Here is a 16,259-nt window from a genome sequence, read left to right on the forward strand (position 1 = left end):
GCAGCGGCGCGCTATGGCGCTGCGCCCATTCTCATTCCGCTTCGAGCACCAGCTCCAGCGTCATCAGCACCGGGTTGTCGCCGCGCTTGAGCGGGCCTTGCGCCATGCCGCCGGTATAGTCGACGAGCGCAATGGCGATCTCGGCTTCCAGGCCGCCGTCCCGGCCGGGCGCGACATGGCCGGCCGTTATCGCGATCTCGGTGGCGAAGGGCTCGATGACCTGCCCGTCCACGAAACGCGCGCCGATCGTCGAGCCGACGCCACCATGAATGGTGGCGCGGGAGATGCCGCGCTCGGCGCAGAACCCTTCCAGCGCCCCAAACACATCCTGGTTCGGGCGCAGCCGCAATACGAAGAAGCGATCCTGCGGTGCCGGCACGAACTCCGCCTTTTGGGCCGGCATGAACAGCTTGAAATTGGTCTCGGGATCATGCCCGGCGACGAAGCCGGCGCCATCTAGCCCAACCGCCTCGACCGTGATCGGCTCGAAAAGAAAGCTCTGGTCGGGCAGAATATGGCCGCCATTGCGCCGGCCATCGGCCTCGCGCCAGAGCGCATGGCCGTGGAAGAAGGGTGCTCCGTCGCGCGTGCCGAAGGTCAGCGCGCCCGTCTCGATCCGTGCCACGCCATCCGGCCTGAACGTCTCGCTGTAGAACGCGGCGTATTCCGGCGTCGCCGAGAGCGCCGGCATCACATAGGCGAAGGGCGAGAGCGCCAGCCCTGCCGGCAGGCGCAGCACGCCGCTGCTGAAGCCATGCGCCGCGAAGGCCTCGCTGACCGCGTCGAGCAGCAACTGGTCGGGCTTTAGTTCGAGGCTCAGCCGCTGCCCGCGCGCCTGCGCCCATTGCACGCGCTCGGGCTGGGCCGGCCCCGGCTGGCGGACCGTCCTCATGTGCCGGAGCCCGGCGCGCGCAGGAAATCGAGCAGGCCGCGCTGCTCCAGCTCGTCGCGGACGAGGCGTTTCGGCACCTTGCCATAGCCGGATTTCGGCAACTCATCGAAGAAGAAGAAGCGCTTCGGCATCTTGTAGCGCGGGATCTTCTCGCCGAGATATTCGGCGAGCTCCGCCTCGCTCGGGCCCTTGCCGCGGGCGACGCAGACCGCGATGCCGATCTCACCCCAGACCGCATCGGGCACGCCGAGCACGGCGGCTTCCGCGATGGCGGGATGCGTCAGAATCTTCTCCTCGATCTCGCGCGGATAGATGTTCGAGCCGCCGGAGATGTACATATCCGAGGCCCGGCCGGTGATGTAGACAAAACCCTGCTCGTCCATATGGCCGAGATCGCCGGTGCGGAACCAGCCGTCGCGGAAAGACTTCGCATTGGCCTCCGGGTTCTCGTAATAGCCGGCGAAGACCGCCGGGCCGATCACGCAGATCTCGCCGGTCTCAAAGGGGGCGAGTTCCTTGCCCTCGTCGTTCTGGATCTGGACCTGGATGCCGGTGCGCTCGACGCCGCAGCTGCCGATCCTCGCCTGCGGCCCATCCTCGGCCTCGTGCAGATAGGGCGGCAGCACGGTGATGTTGCCGGTGACCTCGCCGAGGCCGAAATACTGCACCAGCACCTTGCCGAGCTTCTTCAGCGCCGTCTTCTGGTCCTCGCGATACATCGGCGCGCCGGCATAGATGACATGGCGCAGCGAGGAGTGATCGTGCTGGTCGACGGCCGGATGCTCGACCAGCATCTTCAGGATCGTCGGCACGGTGAAGATGTTGGTGACCCGGTACTTCGCGACCAACCGGAAGGCCTCGTCGATGTCGAAGCGCTCGGTCGGCAGGAGGATGCTCGGCGCGCCGCGCGCCGAAAGCACGAGCTGGTGCACGCCGGCGCCGTGCGAGAGCGGCGCGACGACGAGCGAGGCGTCCTCGTCGGTCGAGCCCGGCACCAGATCGGCGAGGTGGTTGGTGATCACGAAGCCCATCTGGCCATGGGTCAGCACTGCCGCCTTTGAACGCCCCGTCGTGCCGGAGGTGAAGAAGAACCAGCAGGGATCGTCGCGCTCGACCATGGCGTCGGCGACGCGCGCGCCTTCATGCGCGGCGATGGCTTCGCCGACCGTCGTCTCGCCGAAATCGCCGGCGCCGATTCGCCAGGTGAACTGCAGGGCCTTGCTTTCCTTGGCGACGGCCGCCGCATGCTCAGGGAAATCGCCATGGCAGAGAAAGCCCTTGGCGCCCGAGGAGGTCGCGAGATAGGCGACCTCGTCCGGCATCAGCCGGAAATTGGTCGGCACCCAGACGGCACCCAGCCGGAAGGCGGCGAACATCGAGAAGAACATCTCGTCGCAGTTCTTCGAATGCACGAGGATGCGGTCGCCCTTGCCGATGCCGCGGGCGGACAGCGCCGCGCAGAGCGCATGCACGGCGGCGTCGATCCTGGCCCAGCTCCATTGCCGCTCGCCCCAGATCAGCCCGGGCCTGTCGGCGAAGCGCCGGCCATTGCGGGTAAGGAAATGCGCGAGGTTCATCACCCGCGTCGAGACGGGCTTCAGCCCGCCGAGCGGGCCGGAGGCCTCTCCGGATGTCGTCATCAACTCGTCTCCGCTGCCTGTTTCGGGGCGCGTGCCGGTGCATCTGGCGGCACGTGCTGGAATTGCTGCCGGCTCAGCATGCCGGCGAGGCGTTGCTCGACCTGTTTCGCCTCGTGCCGCAGCGTGGCGCCGAGCTCTTCCTGGCGCTGCGGCCGCATGCGGGCGTCGATCGCGGCGATGCTGAGCGCGCCGGCGACGCGCCGGTCGGGGTAGCGGACGGCGACGCCGATGCCCCAGGAACTGGCGACGATGCGGCCGGGGTTGAGCGAGAAGCCCCGCTCGCGGGCCTGCGCCACATCGGTGCGGATGCTTGCCGGCGTATAGCTCGGATAACTCTCGACCAGGATGGCGCGATTGGCCTCGATCATCGCCTCGACCTCGTCGTCGGTGAGAGCGGCGAGCATGGCGAGCGAGCCCGCGCCGATGCCGAGCGGGTGCTGGTCGCCGGCCTGGAGCGCATGGGTCCGGACCGGCCAGGTGCCTTCCTCGCGATGCAGGCAGACGGCAGAGCGGTCGCGCCTGACCGAGAAGAAGCTGGTGTCCTGGGTCGTGTCGGAGAGCCGGCGCAGGCTCGCCATGGCGAGATCGAGCAGGCCGTGCCGGCTGCCGGAGAGCAGCCCGAGCACGAAGGCCTCCTCGCCGAGATGATAGCGCTTGGTCGCGTCCGCCTGCTCGACGAGCCCGGCGCGCATCAGCGCCAGCAGCAGGCGCCGCACCGTCGGCTTGCTCAGCCCGGTCTCGACCACGATCTCGCTGAGTGGCAGGCCGGCTGCACTCTCGCGGCCGACGAGCGAAAGCAGGCGCAAGGCGCGGTCGACGCTTTGCGAGCCCTGCAAATCTGGCGTCGGCATGGCTCCTGCTCGCATTTCCTCGCACTCATGGGTCCATTATGCGGACCTTCAATTTGCCCTTAAATCTGTAGTTCGACGCGGTTACGATTGCAACGACCCTCGATCCGTGTATGGTCCAGCCGGAAACAATGGCCGAAAAGGCCATGATATGGACCTGCAGCCGGCGCTAGATTCGGCGGATCGGGTGAATGGGAGGACGGCCGGATGGCCGATACGGGTACGAGTGACGGCGCCGCCGCCGTCCTGGATAGTCTCGATCACGAGCCGGCGCGCACCGGCTCGCCGCTGGTGCGGCCGCTCGAGATGGTCGCGGCGGCCCTGCTGGTCATCATCATCACCCTGCTGCTCGGCGGCGTCACCTCGCGCTATGTGCTCTCGATCCCGGTCGTCTGGATCGACGAGGCCGCTTCGATCTCCTTCCTCTGGCTTGCCATGCTCGGCGCCGCCATCGCGATCGACCGCAACGAGCATCTGCGCCTGACGCTGTTCGTCGGCATGCTGCCCGAGAAATGGCGGGGTCCGGTCCACGCCTTCGGCCTATTGGTGGTCGCGACCTTCCTGCTGGTGATGACCTGGCCGGCGATCGACTACGTCATCGAGGAATCCTACGTCACCACTGCCGCGCTCAACATTCCCGCGAGCTGGCGCGTCTCGGCCATCGCCTTCGGCATCATCGCGATGCTGGCACTGGTGCTGAGCTATGCCGTGCGGGTCTGCAGCTTCCGCGACCTCCTGATGGCGGGCCTGCTGATCGCTGCGGTTGCCGCGATCTGCTATCTGATGACGCCGGTCTTCAAGACGCTCGGCTATCTCAACATCCTGATCTTCCTGATCGGCGTCGTCGGCTTCTGCCTCGTCGCCGGCATCCCGATCGCCTTCTGCTTCGGCATGGGCGCGCTCTGCTTCCTCGCCTTCAGCACCTCCGTGCCGATCTTCGTGATGATCGGCCGCATGGACGAGGGCATGTCGAGCCTGATCCTGCTCTCGGTGCCGATCTTCGTGCTGCTCGGCTGCGTGCTCGACGCGACCGGCATGGGGAAGGCGATCGTCGATTTCCTCGCCTCGATGCTGGGCCATATCCGCGCCGGCATGTCCTATGTGCTGCTCGGCTCGCTCTTCCTGGTCTCGGGCATTTCCGGCTCGAAGGTCTCGGACATGGCGACGGTCGCCCCGGCGCTGTTCCCGGAGATGAAGCGCCGCGGCTACCAGCCGAAGGAGCTGATCGCGCTGCTCTCGACCGGCGCGGCCATGGCCGAGACGGTGCCGCCCTCGATCGTCCTGATCGTGCTCGGCTCGGTGGCCGGCGTCTCGATCGCCGGTCTCTTCACCAACGGCCTCGTCGTCGCCACCGTGCTCCTGCTGGTGCTCGCCATCCTGGCGCGCTGGAAGGCCCGGGGCGAGGTGCTCAAGGGCGTGCGCCGCGCGCCGCTCGCGGTCATCGGCAAGACCGCGCTGATCGCGACGCCCGCGCTGGTTCTGCCCTTCCTGATCCGCGGTGCGGTCGGTGGCGGCGTTGCGACCGCGACCGAGGTCTCGACCATCGCCGTGCTCTATGCGCTGATCGTCGGCGTCGTGCTCTATGGCGGCATCGGCTGGCGCAAGTTCTACGGGATGCTCGTCGAGACCGCGGCGCTCTCCGGCGCGATCCTGATGATCCTCGGTACCGCCTCGGCCATGGCCTGGGCGCTGACGCAGACCGGCTTCGCACGCGATCTCGCGACGCTGATGACCGGCCTGCCCGGCGGCTGGGTGACCTTCATGGCCGTCACCATCGTGGTCTTCATGATCCTCGGCTGCGTGCTCGAAGGCCTGCCGGCGATCGTGCTGATGGCGCCTTTGATGTTCCCGATCGCCAAGAGCCTGGGCATCAACGACGTGCACTATTCGATGGTCGTGGTCACCGCGATGAATATCGGCCTGATGACCCCGCCGATCGGCATCGGCTTCTACATCGCCTGCAAGATCGGCAATGTGCAGCCCGACGAGGCGATGGGGGCGATCTGGCCCTATCTGCTGGCGCTGATCGCGGGCCTCTTGATCATCGCCTATGTGCCGTCCTTCTCGACCATGTTCCTGTGATGCTGCGCGTGGGCGAGGACGCTGCAATGCCGACGCGTCGCCCTCGCGGTCAGACTTCAGTCGAAGAGGCGATGCGGGGGGATTGCACAAGCCCCGCCGGATTGCTTCGCTTCGCCCCCAGTGACGGCGCAGACCGTCGCCATCGATAACAACGCTCCCGGAGGAAACACCAATGTCGATTTCACGCCGCACCATCCTGCAGGGCGCGACCGCCGCTGCCACGATCGGGACCTTCTCGATCGCCCGCGCCCAGAGCGCCGAATTCACCTACAAGTACGCCAACAACCTGCCGCTCGCGCATCCGATGAACGTGCGCGCCGCCGAGGCGATGGAGAAGATCAAGGCCGAGACCAACGGTCGCGTCGTCATCCAGATCTTCCCGAACAACCAGCTCGGTTCCGACACCGACATGCTGAACCAGGTCCGCTCCGGCGGCGTCGAGTTCTTCACGCTGTCGCCGCTGATCCTCTCGACCCTGGTGCCGAACGCCTCGGTCAGCGGCATCGGCTTCGCCTTCCCGAACTATGACGCGGTCTGGAAGGCGATGGACGGCGATCTCGGCGCCTATGTCCGCGGCCAGATCGCCAAGGCGAACCTGCATGTCATGGACAAGATCTGGGACAATGGCTTCCGCCAGATGACCTCGTCTAAAGGGCCGATCAATTCGCCGGCTGACCTCAAGGGCTTCAAGATTCGCGTGCCGGTTTCGCCGCTCTGGACCTCGATGTTCAAGGCCTTCGATTCCGCCCCGGCCAGCATCAACTTCGCCGAGGTCTACACCGCGCTGCAGACCAAGATCGTCGACGGCCAGGAGAACCCGCTCGCGATCATCGCGACCGCCAAGCTGTTCGAGGTCCAGAAGTATCTCTCGCTGACCAACCACATGTGGGACGGCTTCTGGTTCCTGGCCAACCGCCGCGCCTGGGAGCGCCTGCCGCAGGACCTGCGCGCGATCGTCGCCAAGAACATCGACGCTGCCGCGATGAACGAGCGCGCCGACGTCGCCAAGCTCAATGCCGGCCTGCAGGCCGAACTGACCTCCAAGGGCATGGTCATCAACGAGACCAAGCCCGACGAATTCCGCGCGGCGCTCCAGAAGGCCGGCTTTTACGCCGAATGGAAGGGCAAGTACGGCGATGAGGCCTGGGCGATCCTCGAAAAGGCGGTCGGCGGCAAGCTCGCCTGATTTCTTCTCGACTGCCACCCCTGGGCACCCTTCGGTCGCCCGGGATGACAAGGCTTCTACATTTCAGGGCGTGGCGCTTCGGCGCCGCGCCCTTTTTGCTGGCGACTGTCCAAACTCCTTCTTGCCGGATGCCTTCCATTCGACTACCTACCGTCCGGTAGGTAGTCGAATGGAAGGCACTGCGCAGACGGTGCCCGGGAGGATCGCGATGACGGCAGCGGAGAGCTTCGGGGCAGGGCACATGGTGCAGCGGCGCTCGCCCTATTTCAGCGAGGAGCACGAGGCGCTGCGCGACCAGATCCGCCGCTTCGTCGAGACCGAGGTCAAGCCGCATGGGCTCGCCTGGGAAGAGGCCGGTATGGTGCCGCGCGCCGTGCTTGAACGCATGGGCGCGCTCGGCTTCTTCGGCATCCGCTACCCCGCCGAGTATGGCGGGGCGGAGATGGATACGCTCGCGACCGTCATCCTGGCCGAGGAGCTCGGTCGCTCGACCTTCTCGGGCTTCGCTATCACCGCGCTGGTCCACACCGACATGGCCTCGGTCCATCTCTTCAATGCCGGCAGCAAGACGCAGCGCGACCGCTGGATGCCTGACGTCGTCGCCGGCAAGGCGATCTGCGCGGTTGCCGTCACGGAGCCGGATGCGGGCTCGGATGTGAAAGGCATCCGCACCACGGCGCGGCGCGACGGCGACCATTACGTGCTGAACGGCGCCAAGATGTTCATCACCAACGGCGTCCATGGCGATCTCTATTGCGTCGCCGCCAAGACCGATGCTTCGGCGAAGCCATCGCAGTCGGTCTCGATGTTCCTCGTCGAGAAGGGCACGCCGGGCTTTCGCGTCGGTCGCGCGCTCGACAAGCATGGCTGGCGCTGTTCCGACACCGCCGAACTGGTCTTCGAGGATTGCCGTGTGCCTGCCGAAAACCTGCTCGGCGGCGAAGGGCGCGGCTTCTACGCGATCATGAGCAATTTCCAGAACGAGCGCACCGTGATCGGCGCCATGGCGATGGGCGAGGCGCAGGCCGCCATCGAATTGACCCTCGAGCATGTCCGCACGCGAAAGGCCTTCGGCGCGCCGCTGTGGGAGAAGCAGGCGATCCGCCAGAAGCTCTCCATGCTGGCCGCCAAGGTCGAGGCCGGGCGCCAGCTCGTCTACCATGCCGCCTGGCTCGACGCGCAGGGCTTCGATGCGACGCGCGAGGTCTCGATGGTCAAGGCTTATTGCGGCGAGCTGGTCAACGAAGTCATGTATGCCTGCGTCCAGTTCCATGGTGGCATGGGCTTCATGCGCGAGAGCGCGATCGAACGCATGGCGCGCGATGCCCGCGTCCAGGCGATCGGTGGCGGCGCCACCGAGGTGATGCTGGAAGAGGTGGCGAAACGGCTGTGACGGCGCCAGCGATCCGATCCGGGCGGGCAGTGTCGGAGGGCGGTTCCCGCCGGCTGATCCTCGACATGGCGGCGCGGCTGCTGCGTTCCGGCGGCTACCACCAGACGACGCTGCGCGAGATCGCCGAGGCGGTCGGCATCCGCAAGGCCAGCCTCTATCACCACTTCGCCTCGAAGGAGGAGATCGTCGAGGCCGTGGTCACCGATGGCGTACGCTTCGTTCACGAGGCGGTCGCGGCGGCGCTGGAGGCGGCGGTGCAGGCCGGGCCACGCCAGCGGCTGGAGGCGGCGGTCGCCGCTCATCTTTCCGCCCTGCACGGCCATGGCGACTATACCAGCGCGGCGATCAAGGTCTTCACCTTCGGCAGCGGGCCGACGCCGCAGGGCGTGCGCCTGTCGCGCCGGCTCTACGAGGATGTCTGGCGCGGCCTCGTCGCCGAGCTGCAGCAGGCGGGGGCGATCGCGCCGGGGCGTTCGCCCGAGGCGCTGCGCCTCTTCCTGCTCGGCGCGATGAACGGCTCGATCGACTGGTATCGGCCCGAGCGCTTCGATATCGGTGTGCTTTCCCGTGAATTTGCGGCACTGGTCGCGCCCGATGGTCAAGGCATAGCGAGTTAGCGTCGTTTTCTGCCATTTTCGGTTGAAGGCAGCAGCCGGCTTTAACCTCGCTTTGAGGTTCGCCGGCAACGATGGCGCATGGCGCGCGACAACCTGTTTCGATTCGGTGGCGAGTTTCTCGATTCCGCCCGCGAGGCGACGTTTCGGCAGGCGCGCCTTGCCGAAACGCTGCGACAGTGCCGCCTGATCTTCCTGGTTTCCGCGGTCCTCAACACGCTGTTCCTGGCGAGCGATTGGCGCTTCTACGGCACCTCGCATTTCTTCGTCGCAGTTCCGGCCCGGCTCCTCGTGGTCGCTGCTTCGCTGCTCTGCTACGCGCTGGTACGTAAGGCGACGCGCTTCGACGAGGCGCAGACCATCCTGATCGGTTGGGAGGTCGCGACCGCACTGGCGGTGGCACTGCTCGTCTCCTCGCGCAGCGATCTTGCGCTCTTCGTCGTCCTGATGCTGCCCTCGATCTTCTATCTGGTCGCGCCGACCGCCTTCCGCTGGACGATCGCGCTGGGGATAGGCTGCAGCGTCCTGATGCTCGCCGGTTATCTCGGCCGCGGTCCGTTCCCGACGACCCTGCCGGGGCTGGTCCTCGTCCTGGTCATGCTGAATTTTGCGCTCGGGCTGGTGGTGATCCATGGCAACCGCCTGCGCCGGCTCGAATGGACGGCGACCCAGGCCGAGCGCCAGGCCAAGGATGCGCTCGGCGTCAGCCAGGCGATGATCGAGCGCCTGTTCATGGCGGTGCCGATCCCGCTCGTGGTCGCCTCCCGCGAAGATGGCCGCTTCCTGCGCAGCAACGATGCGGCCAAGCGCTATTTCGGCCGCGAGCAGCTCGCCACGGCGCGGGTTTCCGACATCCTGTTCGCGGAGCGCGACCGGCGCGAGATCCTGCTCAAGCTCGAGCGCCAGGACCAGATCGCCGGCTACGAAGCGCAGATGCGCGGCGGTGATGGCGTCCGGCGCGACGTGCTGATCACCGCGACCGGCGTGCCGATCGATGGCGGCCTCGCCGTCGTCGCCGGCATTGTCGATATCACCGATCGCAAGGCGGCGGAGGCTCGCACAAGGCGGCAGGCGACCCATGACGCCCTGACCGGATTGCCGAACCGCCTGCTGTTCCAGGAACGGCTGCAGCAGGCGCTCGACGTCATGGCCGAAGCCGGCGGCACTGTCAGCCTGTTCCTGATCGACCTCGACGACTTCAAATCGGTCAATGACACGCTCGGGCATGATGCCGGCGACGAGCTGCTTTTCCAGGCGGCAGCACGGCTCGCCGGAGCCATCGGCCCGGCCGACATGGTCGCCCGCCTCGGCGGCGACGAGTTCGTCGTGCTCTCGCAGGAGGCGCTCGACATCGACGGGGCCCGTCTCAAGGGCGCAATCCTGCTCGATGCGCTGCGTGAGCCCTTCGAGCATGCCGGCCAGATGATCAGCGCCCGTGCCAGCCTCGGCATCGCCCTGGCGCCGGAGCACGATCTGGATGGCGGCGAACTGATGAAGGATGCCGATCTCGCCCTCTATCGGGCCAAAGCCAGGGGCCGCAACATCGCCGTCGTCTACGAGCCCTTGATGCGGGCTGCGATGATTCGGCGCGTCGCGATCTGCCGCGACCTGGCGGAGGCTCTCCGGGAGGACCGGATCCTGCCCTTCTACCAGCCGCAGGTCTCGCTCGCGGACGGCAAGATCGCGGGCTTCGAGGCGCTGGCGCGCTGGCGCCACCCGGAACGCGGCATCATCCCCGCAGCGGCATTCCAGGAAGCCTTCCAGGATGTCGAAATCGCCGCCGGAATCGGCGACGCGATCGTTCGCGCCGTCCTGCGCGACCTGCGCCAATGGCTCGATGCCGGCCTTGATCCGGGCGTGGTCTCGGTCAACCTATCGGCCGGCATCTTCCGAGATCCGGAGCTGCCGGAGCGCCTGCTCGGCAAGCTCGCGACGGCCGGAGTTCCCGCGCGCTGTTTCGGCCTCGAGGTCACCGAGAGCGTGCTCCTGACCCGAAGCGCCGGAGAGGCCGAGCGGACCTTGCAGGCGCTGCGGGCTGCGGGGCTGCATGTCTCGCTCGATGATTTCGGCACCGGCTACGCCTCGCTCACCCATCTCAAGCGCTTTCCGGTCGATACGATCAAGCTCGATCGCGGCTTCGTCAGCCAGGTCGAGGAAGAGGGCGACGATGCGGCGATCGTCCGGGCGATGATCGGCCTCGCCGCCGATCTCGGCCTCGGCATCGTCGCGGAAGGCGTCGAGACGCCGGGACAGGAGGCCTTCCTGCGCCGGCATGGCTGCGGGCTCGCACAGGGCTACCGCTATGCGCGCCCGGTCGCGGCGGCGCGTGTCCCCTTGCTCCTGCAGCAGCCAAACCTGTTCCCCGGCGCCTCCGCCATGCGTGACGACAGCGCCGCCGCCTGATCCTGCGCGCTGGTGGCGCCGCACTTTTCATGGCCGAATGGCGTTCATCCGAGCTTTGAAGCGAGTCGAACCCGCATGCGTGCCTTCTATCATCCCGAGCAATCGCTCCACGATCCCCAGCAATATATGCGTTTCGGCCGCGTCGTCGCGCCGAAGGACCTGCCGGAGCGGACGGAAAAGCTGCTCGCCGCGCTCGCGCGCCACGGTATCTCGCCCGAGACTCCGCAGTTGCACGGCACGGCGCCGATCCTGGCCGTCCATGACGAGGGTTTCGTCCAGTTCCTTGAAACCGCCTGGGCGCGCTGGCAGGAGCTGCCGGCCGAGCGCGGGCCGGAAGTCTGGCCTGCGACCTTCCCCTATTGGAGTGGCAGGCCGGACGAGGACAAACGCCCGCCTTGCCGCCCGAGTGGCTTCCTCGGCCAGCTCGGTTGGTACCTCGGCGATCTCTCGGTGCCGATCGGCGAGCATGGCTGGCTCTCGACGTTGCGCTCGACCGAGACGGCGGTCTCCGGCGCCGAGGCCGTTCTCGCCGGCGAGCGGGCTGTCTATGCACTGTGCCGCCCTTCCGGCCATCATGCCCGCGCCGACCGCGCCAGCGGCTTCTGCTACCTCAACAACACCGCGATCGCCGCGCAGCGCCTGCGCAGCCGCTTCGGCAAGGTCGCTATCCTCGATGTCGATGCCCATCATGGCGACGGCACGCAGCAGATCTTCTATCGGCGAGACGATGTGCTGACCGTTTCGATCCACGCTGACCCCTCGAACTACTACCCGTTCTTCACCGGCTATGACGATGAGCGCGGCAACGGGCCGGGCGAGGGCTGCAACCTCAACCTGCCGCTCGTCCACGGTGCTGGCGGGCCGGAAATGGAGGCAGCGGTCGACCGGGCCGGACGGGCGATCCGCGAGTTCGGCGCAGACGCCCTCGTGCTGGCGCTCGGCTACGATGCGCACAAGGACGACCCGATCGGGGTGCTGAAGCTGGAAGCCGCCGATTTCGGCACGATCGGCCGCCAGGTCAAGGCGATGGGCCTGCCAACGCTAGTGGTGCAGGAGGGCGGCTACGCCATCGAGGCGATCGGCGAGTGCCTCGATGCCTTCCTGGGCGGGTTCAAATAGGGCTTCCTTCTCCCCTCGGGGGAGAAGGTCCCGGCAGGGGGATGAGGGCGCTTTGACTGGGTGAAACGGAGAAGGGGCGCTCGCGCGACCCTTCCCTCATCCGTCAGCGCTTCGCGAGGGGAGAAGGGGCTGTGTCGCGGATCGTTACTCCGCCGCCTCGCGCCGCGGCAGCACCCAGTCCGGCCGGACCCAATGGCAGGTATAGCCGGCCGGATAGCGTTCCAGATAATCCTGGTGCTCGGGCTCGGCCTCCCAGAAATCGCCCTCGGGCTTCACCTCGGTGACGACCTTGCCCGGCCAGCGGCCCGACGTGTTCACCTCGGCGATCACCTCCTCGGCGACCTTCTTCTGCGCCTCGTCGACATAGTAGATGCCGGATCGGTAGCTGGTGCCGAGGTCGTTGCCCTGGCGGTTCAGCGTCGTCGGGTCATGAATCTGGAAGAAGAACTCGACCAGCTGCCGGTAACCGATCTTGGCGGGGTCGAAGACGATCTCGATACCCTCGGCATGGCTGCCGTGATTGCGATAGGTCGCATTCTTCACGTCGCCGCCGGTGTAGCCGACGCGGGTCGTCTCGACGCCGGGGAGCTTGCGGATCAGGTCCTGCATGCCCCAGAAGCAGCCGCCTGCGAGTACAGCACGTTCGGTCATGTCAAACCTCCTTGATTGCGCCGAGATAAGCATCGACAGGCGAATTCGCCACGTCACCGCGTTTGGTTACGGTTGGCAACGGTGATCGCATCAGGCGGCCGCCCGGAGACGGCCGCCGGGTTTCGGCTTGAGCCACGTCCTTCAGCCGTCACGGACCCGGGAACTCAGATCACCGCCTCGATCAGGAACGGGCCCTTCCGGCCGAGCGCGCCCTTGAACAGCCTGGTGAATTCCTCGGCCGTGCTGGCGCGCCCGGCTTCGACACCCATGCTCTTCGCCATCGCCACCCAGTCGAGCGCTGGCTGGTCGATGTTCAGCATCTGCGTGGCGTTCTTGCCGAAATCATTGACGCCGACGGCCCGCATCTCACCATGCAGGATCGCATAGGTCCGGTTGGCGAAGATCACGGTGACGACGTCGAGGTTCTCGCGGGCCTGCGTCCACAGGCCTTGGACCGTGTACATGCCCGAGCCGTCGGCCTGCATGCCGATGACCTTGCGATCCGGGCAGGCGACCGCCGCGCCGATCGCCAGCGGGATGCCCTCGCCGATGGCGCCCCCGGTGAGCTGTATATAGTCGTGCTGCGGCGCGTGATGGCACTGCGCATAGAACATCCGGCCCGACGAGATCGACTCGTCGCAGATGATGCTGTTCTCCGGCAGCAGGGTCGAGACGATGGTGCAGACCTTGTCGGCGTCGAGCGTGCCCGTCGGGAGCGTTCCGTTCGCGGGGGCGGCTTCGGCGATGAAGGCCGGGGCGATGGCGCGGGCCGACAATTCGTCCGCCAGCGCCGCGATCGCGCCGGACAGGTCATCGCCGGGCGCTGCGAGCGTCTCGACCTGGCAGGCGTCATGGACGAGCCGGCCGGGCTTGCCGGGATAGGCGAAGAAGCCGACCGGCACCTGCGCGCCGACCAGCACCAGAAGGTCGACGTTCTCGAGCTGCTTCAGCGCCATGTCGATCGGGTAGGGCACCTTCGGCAGCGCGACGCGCCCGGCGCCGCGTTCGATGCGTCCGTTCGACATCTGGCCGAAGACGCGCGCGCCGGTCGCCGCGCAGATCCGCGCGGCCATCTCCATCGGATCCTCGCGCAGTGCCAGGCCGGTCATCATCAGCGCGGCGCGCGAGCCGTGCTTGCGCAGCAGCGCCGCGATGTCCCGCACCCGGGCTGGGTCGGCGCTCTTCAGGGCCGGAACCTTGGTCGCCGCGAGCGCCGCGGGCTCGACGCTGCCCCAGGCGCAGTCGGCCGGCAGGATCACCGTGGTGACGCCGGGCAGGGAGAGCGAGGCGGCATAGGCCTCGCCGATCGCCGGGCCGACATCCTCCGGGTTCTCGATGCGGCGGACGAAATGCGACATCGGCCAGGCCAGCCCCTCGATGTCGCTGGTCAACGGCGCGTCGTGCTGGAGATGGTAGGTCGCGTGATCCCCGACGACATTGATCATCGGCGTGCGGGCACGCTTGGCGTTGTGCATGTTGGCGAGCGCGTTCGCCATGCCCGGCCCGCAATGCAGCAGCGTCGCCGCGGGCTTGTCGGCCATGCGGGCATAGCCGTCGGCGGCGCCGGTCACCACGCCCTCGAACAGGCCGAGCACGCAGCGCATCTGGGGCTTGCGGTCGAGCGCCGCGACGAAATGCATTTCGGAGGTGCCGGGGTTGGCGAAGCAGACGTCGACGCCGTTGATGAGGAGGGTGTCGCAGAGGCGGTCGGCGCCGTTCATTCGGGAAACCTCGTCCAGATGGCGCTCCGCGCCGGGGAGGCGAGGGGAAGAGATATCCCCTTTGCTGTCAAACAAGAGAAATTCATTGCCTCCCCCAGCGGCGTTGATGCCGGCTTGACTGATTTGCATAGGCATTTAACCTGCCTTGGAACAAAGGTTGCATCGTGCCACGACGAGGCTGTTTTGAGCTCCGCCGCGCGAGGCCGGCGCAGATATCAGGGGAAGGGTTTCGGATGACGGGTATCAAGCGTATCGGAGCGGCGGCAGGCCTCGGGCTTGCGGCATTCCTGGCGGCGGGCGCCGCCCAGGCGCAGACCAAGGTGACGATCGGCATGTCCGGCTGGACCGGCTTCGCGCCGCTCACGCTTGCCAAGGAAGCCGGCATCTTCGCCAAGAACGGCCTCGACGTGACGATCAAGAAGATTCCGCAGAAGGACCGCCATCTCGCCATCGCCTCGGGCGACATCCAGTGCGCCGCGACTACGGTCGAGACCTGGATCGTCTGGGATGCCGCCGGCATCAAGACCAAGCAGATCTTCCAGCTCGACAAGAGCTACGGCGCCGACGGCATGGCCGTGCGTTCCGCGACCGGCTCGATCAAGGATCTCAAGGGCAAGACGGTCGCCGCCTCTGCGCCCGGCACCTCGCCCTATTTCGCCCTTGCCTGGTTCCTCAAGGAGAACGGCATGTCGGTGAAGGACGTCAATGTCGTGAACATGGAGCCGGGTCCGGCGGCGCAGGCCTTCATCGCCGGCCAGAACGACGCGGCGATGACCTATGAGCCCTATCTCTCGGCGGTGCGCGACAAGCCCGATTCCGGCAAGATCATCGCGACCACGCTCGACTATCCGATGGTGATGGACACCTTCGGCTGCACGCCGAAGTTCCTGAGCGAGAACGATGCCGCAGCGCAGGCGCTGACCAAGAGCTATTTCGAAGCGCTCGAGATGATCAAGGCCGAGAAGGACAAGGCCTATACGATCATGGGCGCCGACGTGAAGCAGTCGGGCGAGCAGTTCGGCAAGTCGGCCGGCTTCCTGCGCTGGTCCGATGCCGAGGGCAACAAGACGTTCTTCGCCGGCGACTGGCAGGCCTTCACCAACAAGGCGGCCGACCTCCTGCTCGAGATCGGCCTGATCAAGACGAAGCCGGACATCAACACGCTGGTCGAGACGAAGTACGTCGCCGGCAAGTGAGCGATGATGTCCTGCCGGATGTGCTGACGCCCGGCCTGCGTGTCGTCTTCTGCGGCACGCAGGCCGGAGCGGCCTCCGCCCGGCGGGGCGCCTACTATGCCGGCCCCGGCAACAAGTTCTGGAAGACGCTGTTCGATACAGGGCTGATTCCTCAGCCGCTGGGTCCTTCGGATTTCCCGGATTTGCCGCGATACGGCATCGGCTTCACCGACGTCGCGAAAGCGACGTCGGGGCCCGACTCGGCGTTGACGCGGCAGCATTTCGATATCGCGGGCTTCCTGGCGAAGCTTCATGTGCATGCTCCGTCGATCATCGCGTTCAACGGCAAGCGTGCTGCTCAGGCTGCGCTGGGGGAGGAAAGGGGACATGGGCTCGCCTATGGTCTCCAGCCCTCTCGCCTTGTAGGAAGCCGCGTCTTCATCCTGCCCTCAACCTCCGGGGCGGCCTCCGGCTACTGGTCCATCGAGCCCTGGCGTGAACTCGCCGCTCTCGTGAAAGAAACAAGTTTCTGACG

The 16,259-nt window shown here is 66.8% G+C and carries 13 protein-coding genes; 8 read left to right on the forward strand and 5 right to left on the reverse strand.

What is annotated here, in order from left to right:
* Nucleotides 1-31 precede the first annotated feature (31 nt).
* From DK26_RS02145 to DK26_RS02155, 3 genes are read right to left on the reverse strand one after another with little or no spacing between them, the layout of a single operon-like run.
* Complete coding sequence (locus tag DK26_RS02145) at nucleotides 32-892, reverse strand: DUF296 domain-containing protein (RefSeq protein ID WP_066467846.1); 861 nt, start codon at nucleotides 890-892, stop codon at nucleotides 32-34.
* Nucleotides 889-2,532, reverse strand: a complete 1,644-nt coding sequence (locus tag DK26_RS02150; RefSeq protein WP_157089474.1) for an acyl-CoA synthetase — start codon at nucleotides 2,530-2,532, stop codon at nucleotides 889-891. Before DK26_RS02150 ends, DK26_RS02145 begins: the two co-directional genes overlap by 4 nt.
* Nucleotides 2,532-3,383 (reverse strand): IclR family transcriptional regulator, encoded by an 852-nt coding sequence (locus DK26_RS02155; protein ID WP_066467848.1) that lies wholly within the window; start codon nucleotides 3,381-3,383, stop codon nucleotides 2,532-2,534. The genes DK26_RS02150 and DK26_RS02155 overlap by 1 nt, the downstream gene beginning before the upstream one ends.
* A 204-nt stretch (nucleotides 3,384-3,587) precedes the next feature.
* Between DK26_RS02155 and DK26_RS02160 the strand changes: the two genes are divergently transcribed.
* From DK26_RS02160 to DK26_RS02185, 6 genes are all read left to right on the forward strand, one after another.
* Nucleotides 3,588-5,462, forward strand: coding sequence for a TRAP transporter large permease subunit (locus tag DK26_RS02160; protein ID WP_066467850.1), 1,875 nt, complete (start codon nucleotides 3,588-3,590; stop codon nucleotides 5,460-5,462).
* 172 nt (nucleotides 5,463-5,634) lie between these two features.
* Nucleotides 5,635-6,648, forward strand: coding sequence for a TRAP transporter substrate-binding protein (locus tag DK26_RS02165; RefSeq protein WP_066467852.1), 1,014 nt, complete (start codon nucleotides 5,635-5,637; stop codon nucleotides 6,646-6,648).
* Nucleotides 6,649-6,856: 208 nt separating this feature from the next.
* Nucleotides 6,857-8,041 (forward strand): acyl-CoA dehydrogenase family protein, encoded by a 1,185-nt coding sequence (locus tag DK26_RS02170; protein ID WP_066467854.1) that lies wholly within the window; start codon nucleotides 6,857-6,859, stop codon nucleotides 8,039-8,041.
* A complete protein-coding gene (locus DK26_RS29805) occupies nucleotides 8,038-8,658 on the forward strand; it encodes a TetR/AcrR family transcriptional regulator (protein ID WP_157089476.1) in 621 nt (206 codons plus the stop codon). Before DK26_RS02170 ends, DK26_RS29805 begins: the two co-directional genes overlap by 4 nt.
* Nucleotides 8,659-8,736: 78 nt before the next feature.
* Complete coding sequence (locus DK26_RS02180) at nucleotides 8,737-11,058, forward strand: GGDEF and EAL domain-containing protein (protein WP_066467856.1); 2,322 nt, start codon at nucleotides 8,737-8,739, stop codon at nucleotides 11,056-11,058.
* A 75-nt stretch (nucleotides 11,059-11,133) separates the two neighbouring features.
* Complete coding sequence (locus DK26_RS02185; RefSeq protein ID WP_066467857.1) at nucleotides 11,134-12,177, forward strand: histone deacetylase family protein; 1,044 nt, start codon at nucleotides 11,134-11,136, stop codon at nucleotides 12,175-12,177.
* A gap of 144 nt (nucleotides 12,178-12,321) precedes the next feature.
* On the opposite strand, the gene msrA is transcribed toward DK26_RS02185, so the two are convergent.
* Entirely contained in the window at nucleotides 12,322-12,828 is a 507-nt protein-coding gene (msrA, locus tag DK26_RS02190; RefSeq protein WP_066467862.1) for a peptide-methionine (S)-S-oxide reductase MsrA, read from the reverse strand.
* A gap of 164 nt (nucleotides 12,829-12,992) precedes the next feature.
* Entirely contained in the window at nucleotides 12,993-14,549 is a 1,557-nt protein-coding gene (locus tag DK26_RS02195; RefSeq protein ID WP_066467863.1) for an acetolactate synthase large subunit, read from the reverse strand.
* 233 nt (nucleotides 14,550-14,782) lie between these two features.
* On the opposite strand from DK26_RS02195, the gene DK26_RS02200 reads away from it, so the two are divergent.
* On the forward strand, nucleotides 14,783-15,745 hold the full coding sequence (locus tag DK26_RS02200) for an ABC transporter substrate-binding protein (protein WP_083532915.1): 963 nt from the start codon (nucleotides 14,783-14,785) through the stop codon (nucleotides 15,743-15,745).
* A 20-nt stretch (nucleotides 15,746-15,765) separates the two neighbouring features.
* Nucleotides 15,766-16,257 (forward strand): mismatch-specific DNA-glycosylase, encoded by a 492-nt coding sequence (locus DK26_RS02205; RefSeq protein WP_083532957.1) that lies wholly within the window; start codon nucleotides 15,766-15,768, stop codon nucleotides 16,255-16,257.
* Nucleotides 16,258-16,259: the final 2 nt, after the last annotated feature.

Source organism: Allobosea sp. WAO (assembly GCF_001509835.1).
In the GTDB taxonomy this organism is placed as follows: Bacteria; Pseudomonadota; Alphaproteobacteria; order Rhizobiales; family Beijerinckiaceae; genus Allobosea.

Coding starts and splice junctions, on each gene's coding strand:
- DK26_RS02145 (WP_066467846.1), bottom strand. CDS start 892: ATGAGGACGGTCCGCCAGCCGGGGCCGGCCCAGCCCGAGCGCGTGCAA.
- DK26_RS02150 (WP_157089474.1), bottom strand. CDS start 2,532: ATGACGACATCCGGAGAGGCCTCCGGCCCGCTCGGCGGGCTGAAGCCC.
- DK26_RS02155 (WP_066467848.1), bottom strand. CDS start 3,383: ATGCCGACGCCAGATTTGCAGGGCTCGCAAAGCGTCGACCGCGCCTTG.
- DK26_RS02160 (WP_066467850.1), top strand. CDS start 3,588: ATGGCCGATACGGGTACGAGTGACGGCGCCGCCGCCGTCCTGGATAGT.
- DK26_RS02165 (WP_066467852.1), top strand. CDS start 5,635: ATGTCGATTTCACGCCGCACCATCCTGCAGGGCGCGACCGCCGCTGCC.
- DK26_RS02170 (WP_066467854.1), top strand. CDS start 6,857: ATGACGGCAGCGGAGAGCTTCGGGGCAGGGCACATGGTGCAGCGGCGC.
- DK26_RS02180 (WP_066467856.1), top strand. CDS start 8,737: ATGGCGCGCGACAACCTGTTTCGATTCGGTGGCGAGTTTCTCGATTCC.
- DK26_RS02185 (WP_066467857.1), top strand. CDS start 11,134: ATGCGTGCCTTCTATCATCCCGAGCAATCGCTCCACGATCCCCAGCAA.
- msrA (WP_066467862.1), bottom strand. CDS start 12,828: ATGACCGAACGTGCTGTACTCGCAGGCGGCTGCTTCTGGGGCATGCAG.
- DK26_RS02195 (WP_066467863.1), bottom strand. CDS start 14,549: ATGAACGGCGCCGACCGCCTCTGCGACACCCTCCTCATCAACGGCGTC.
- DK26_RS02200 (WP_083532915.1), top strand. CDS start 14,783: ATGACGGGTATCAAGCGTATCGGAGCGGCGGCAGGCCTCGGGCTTGCG.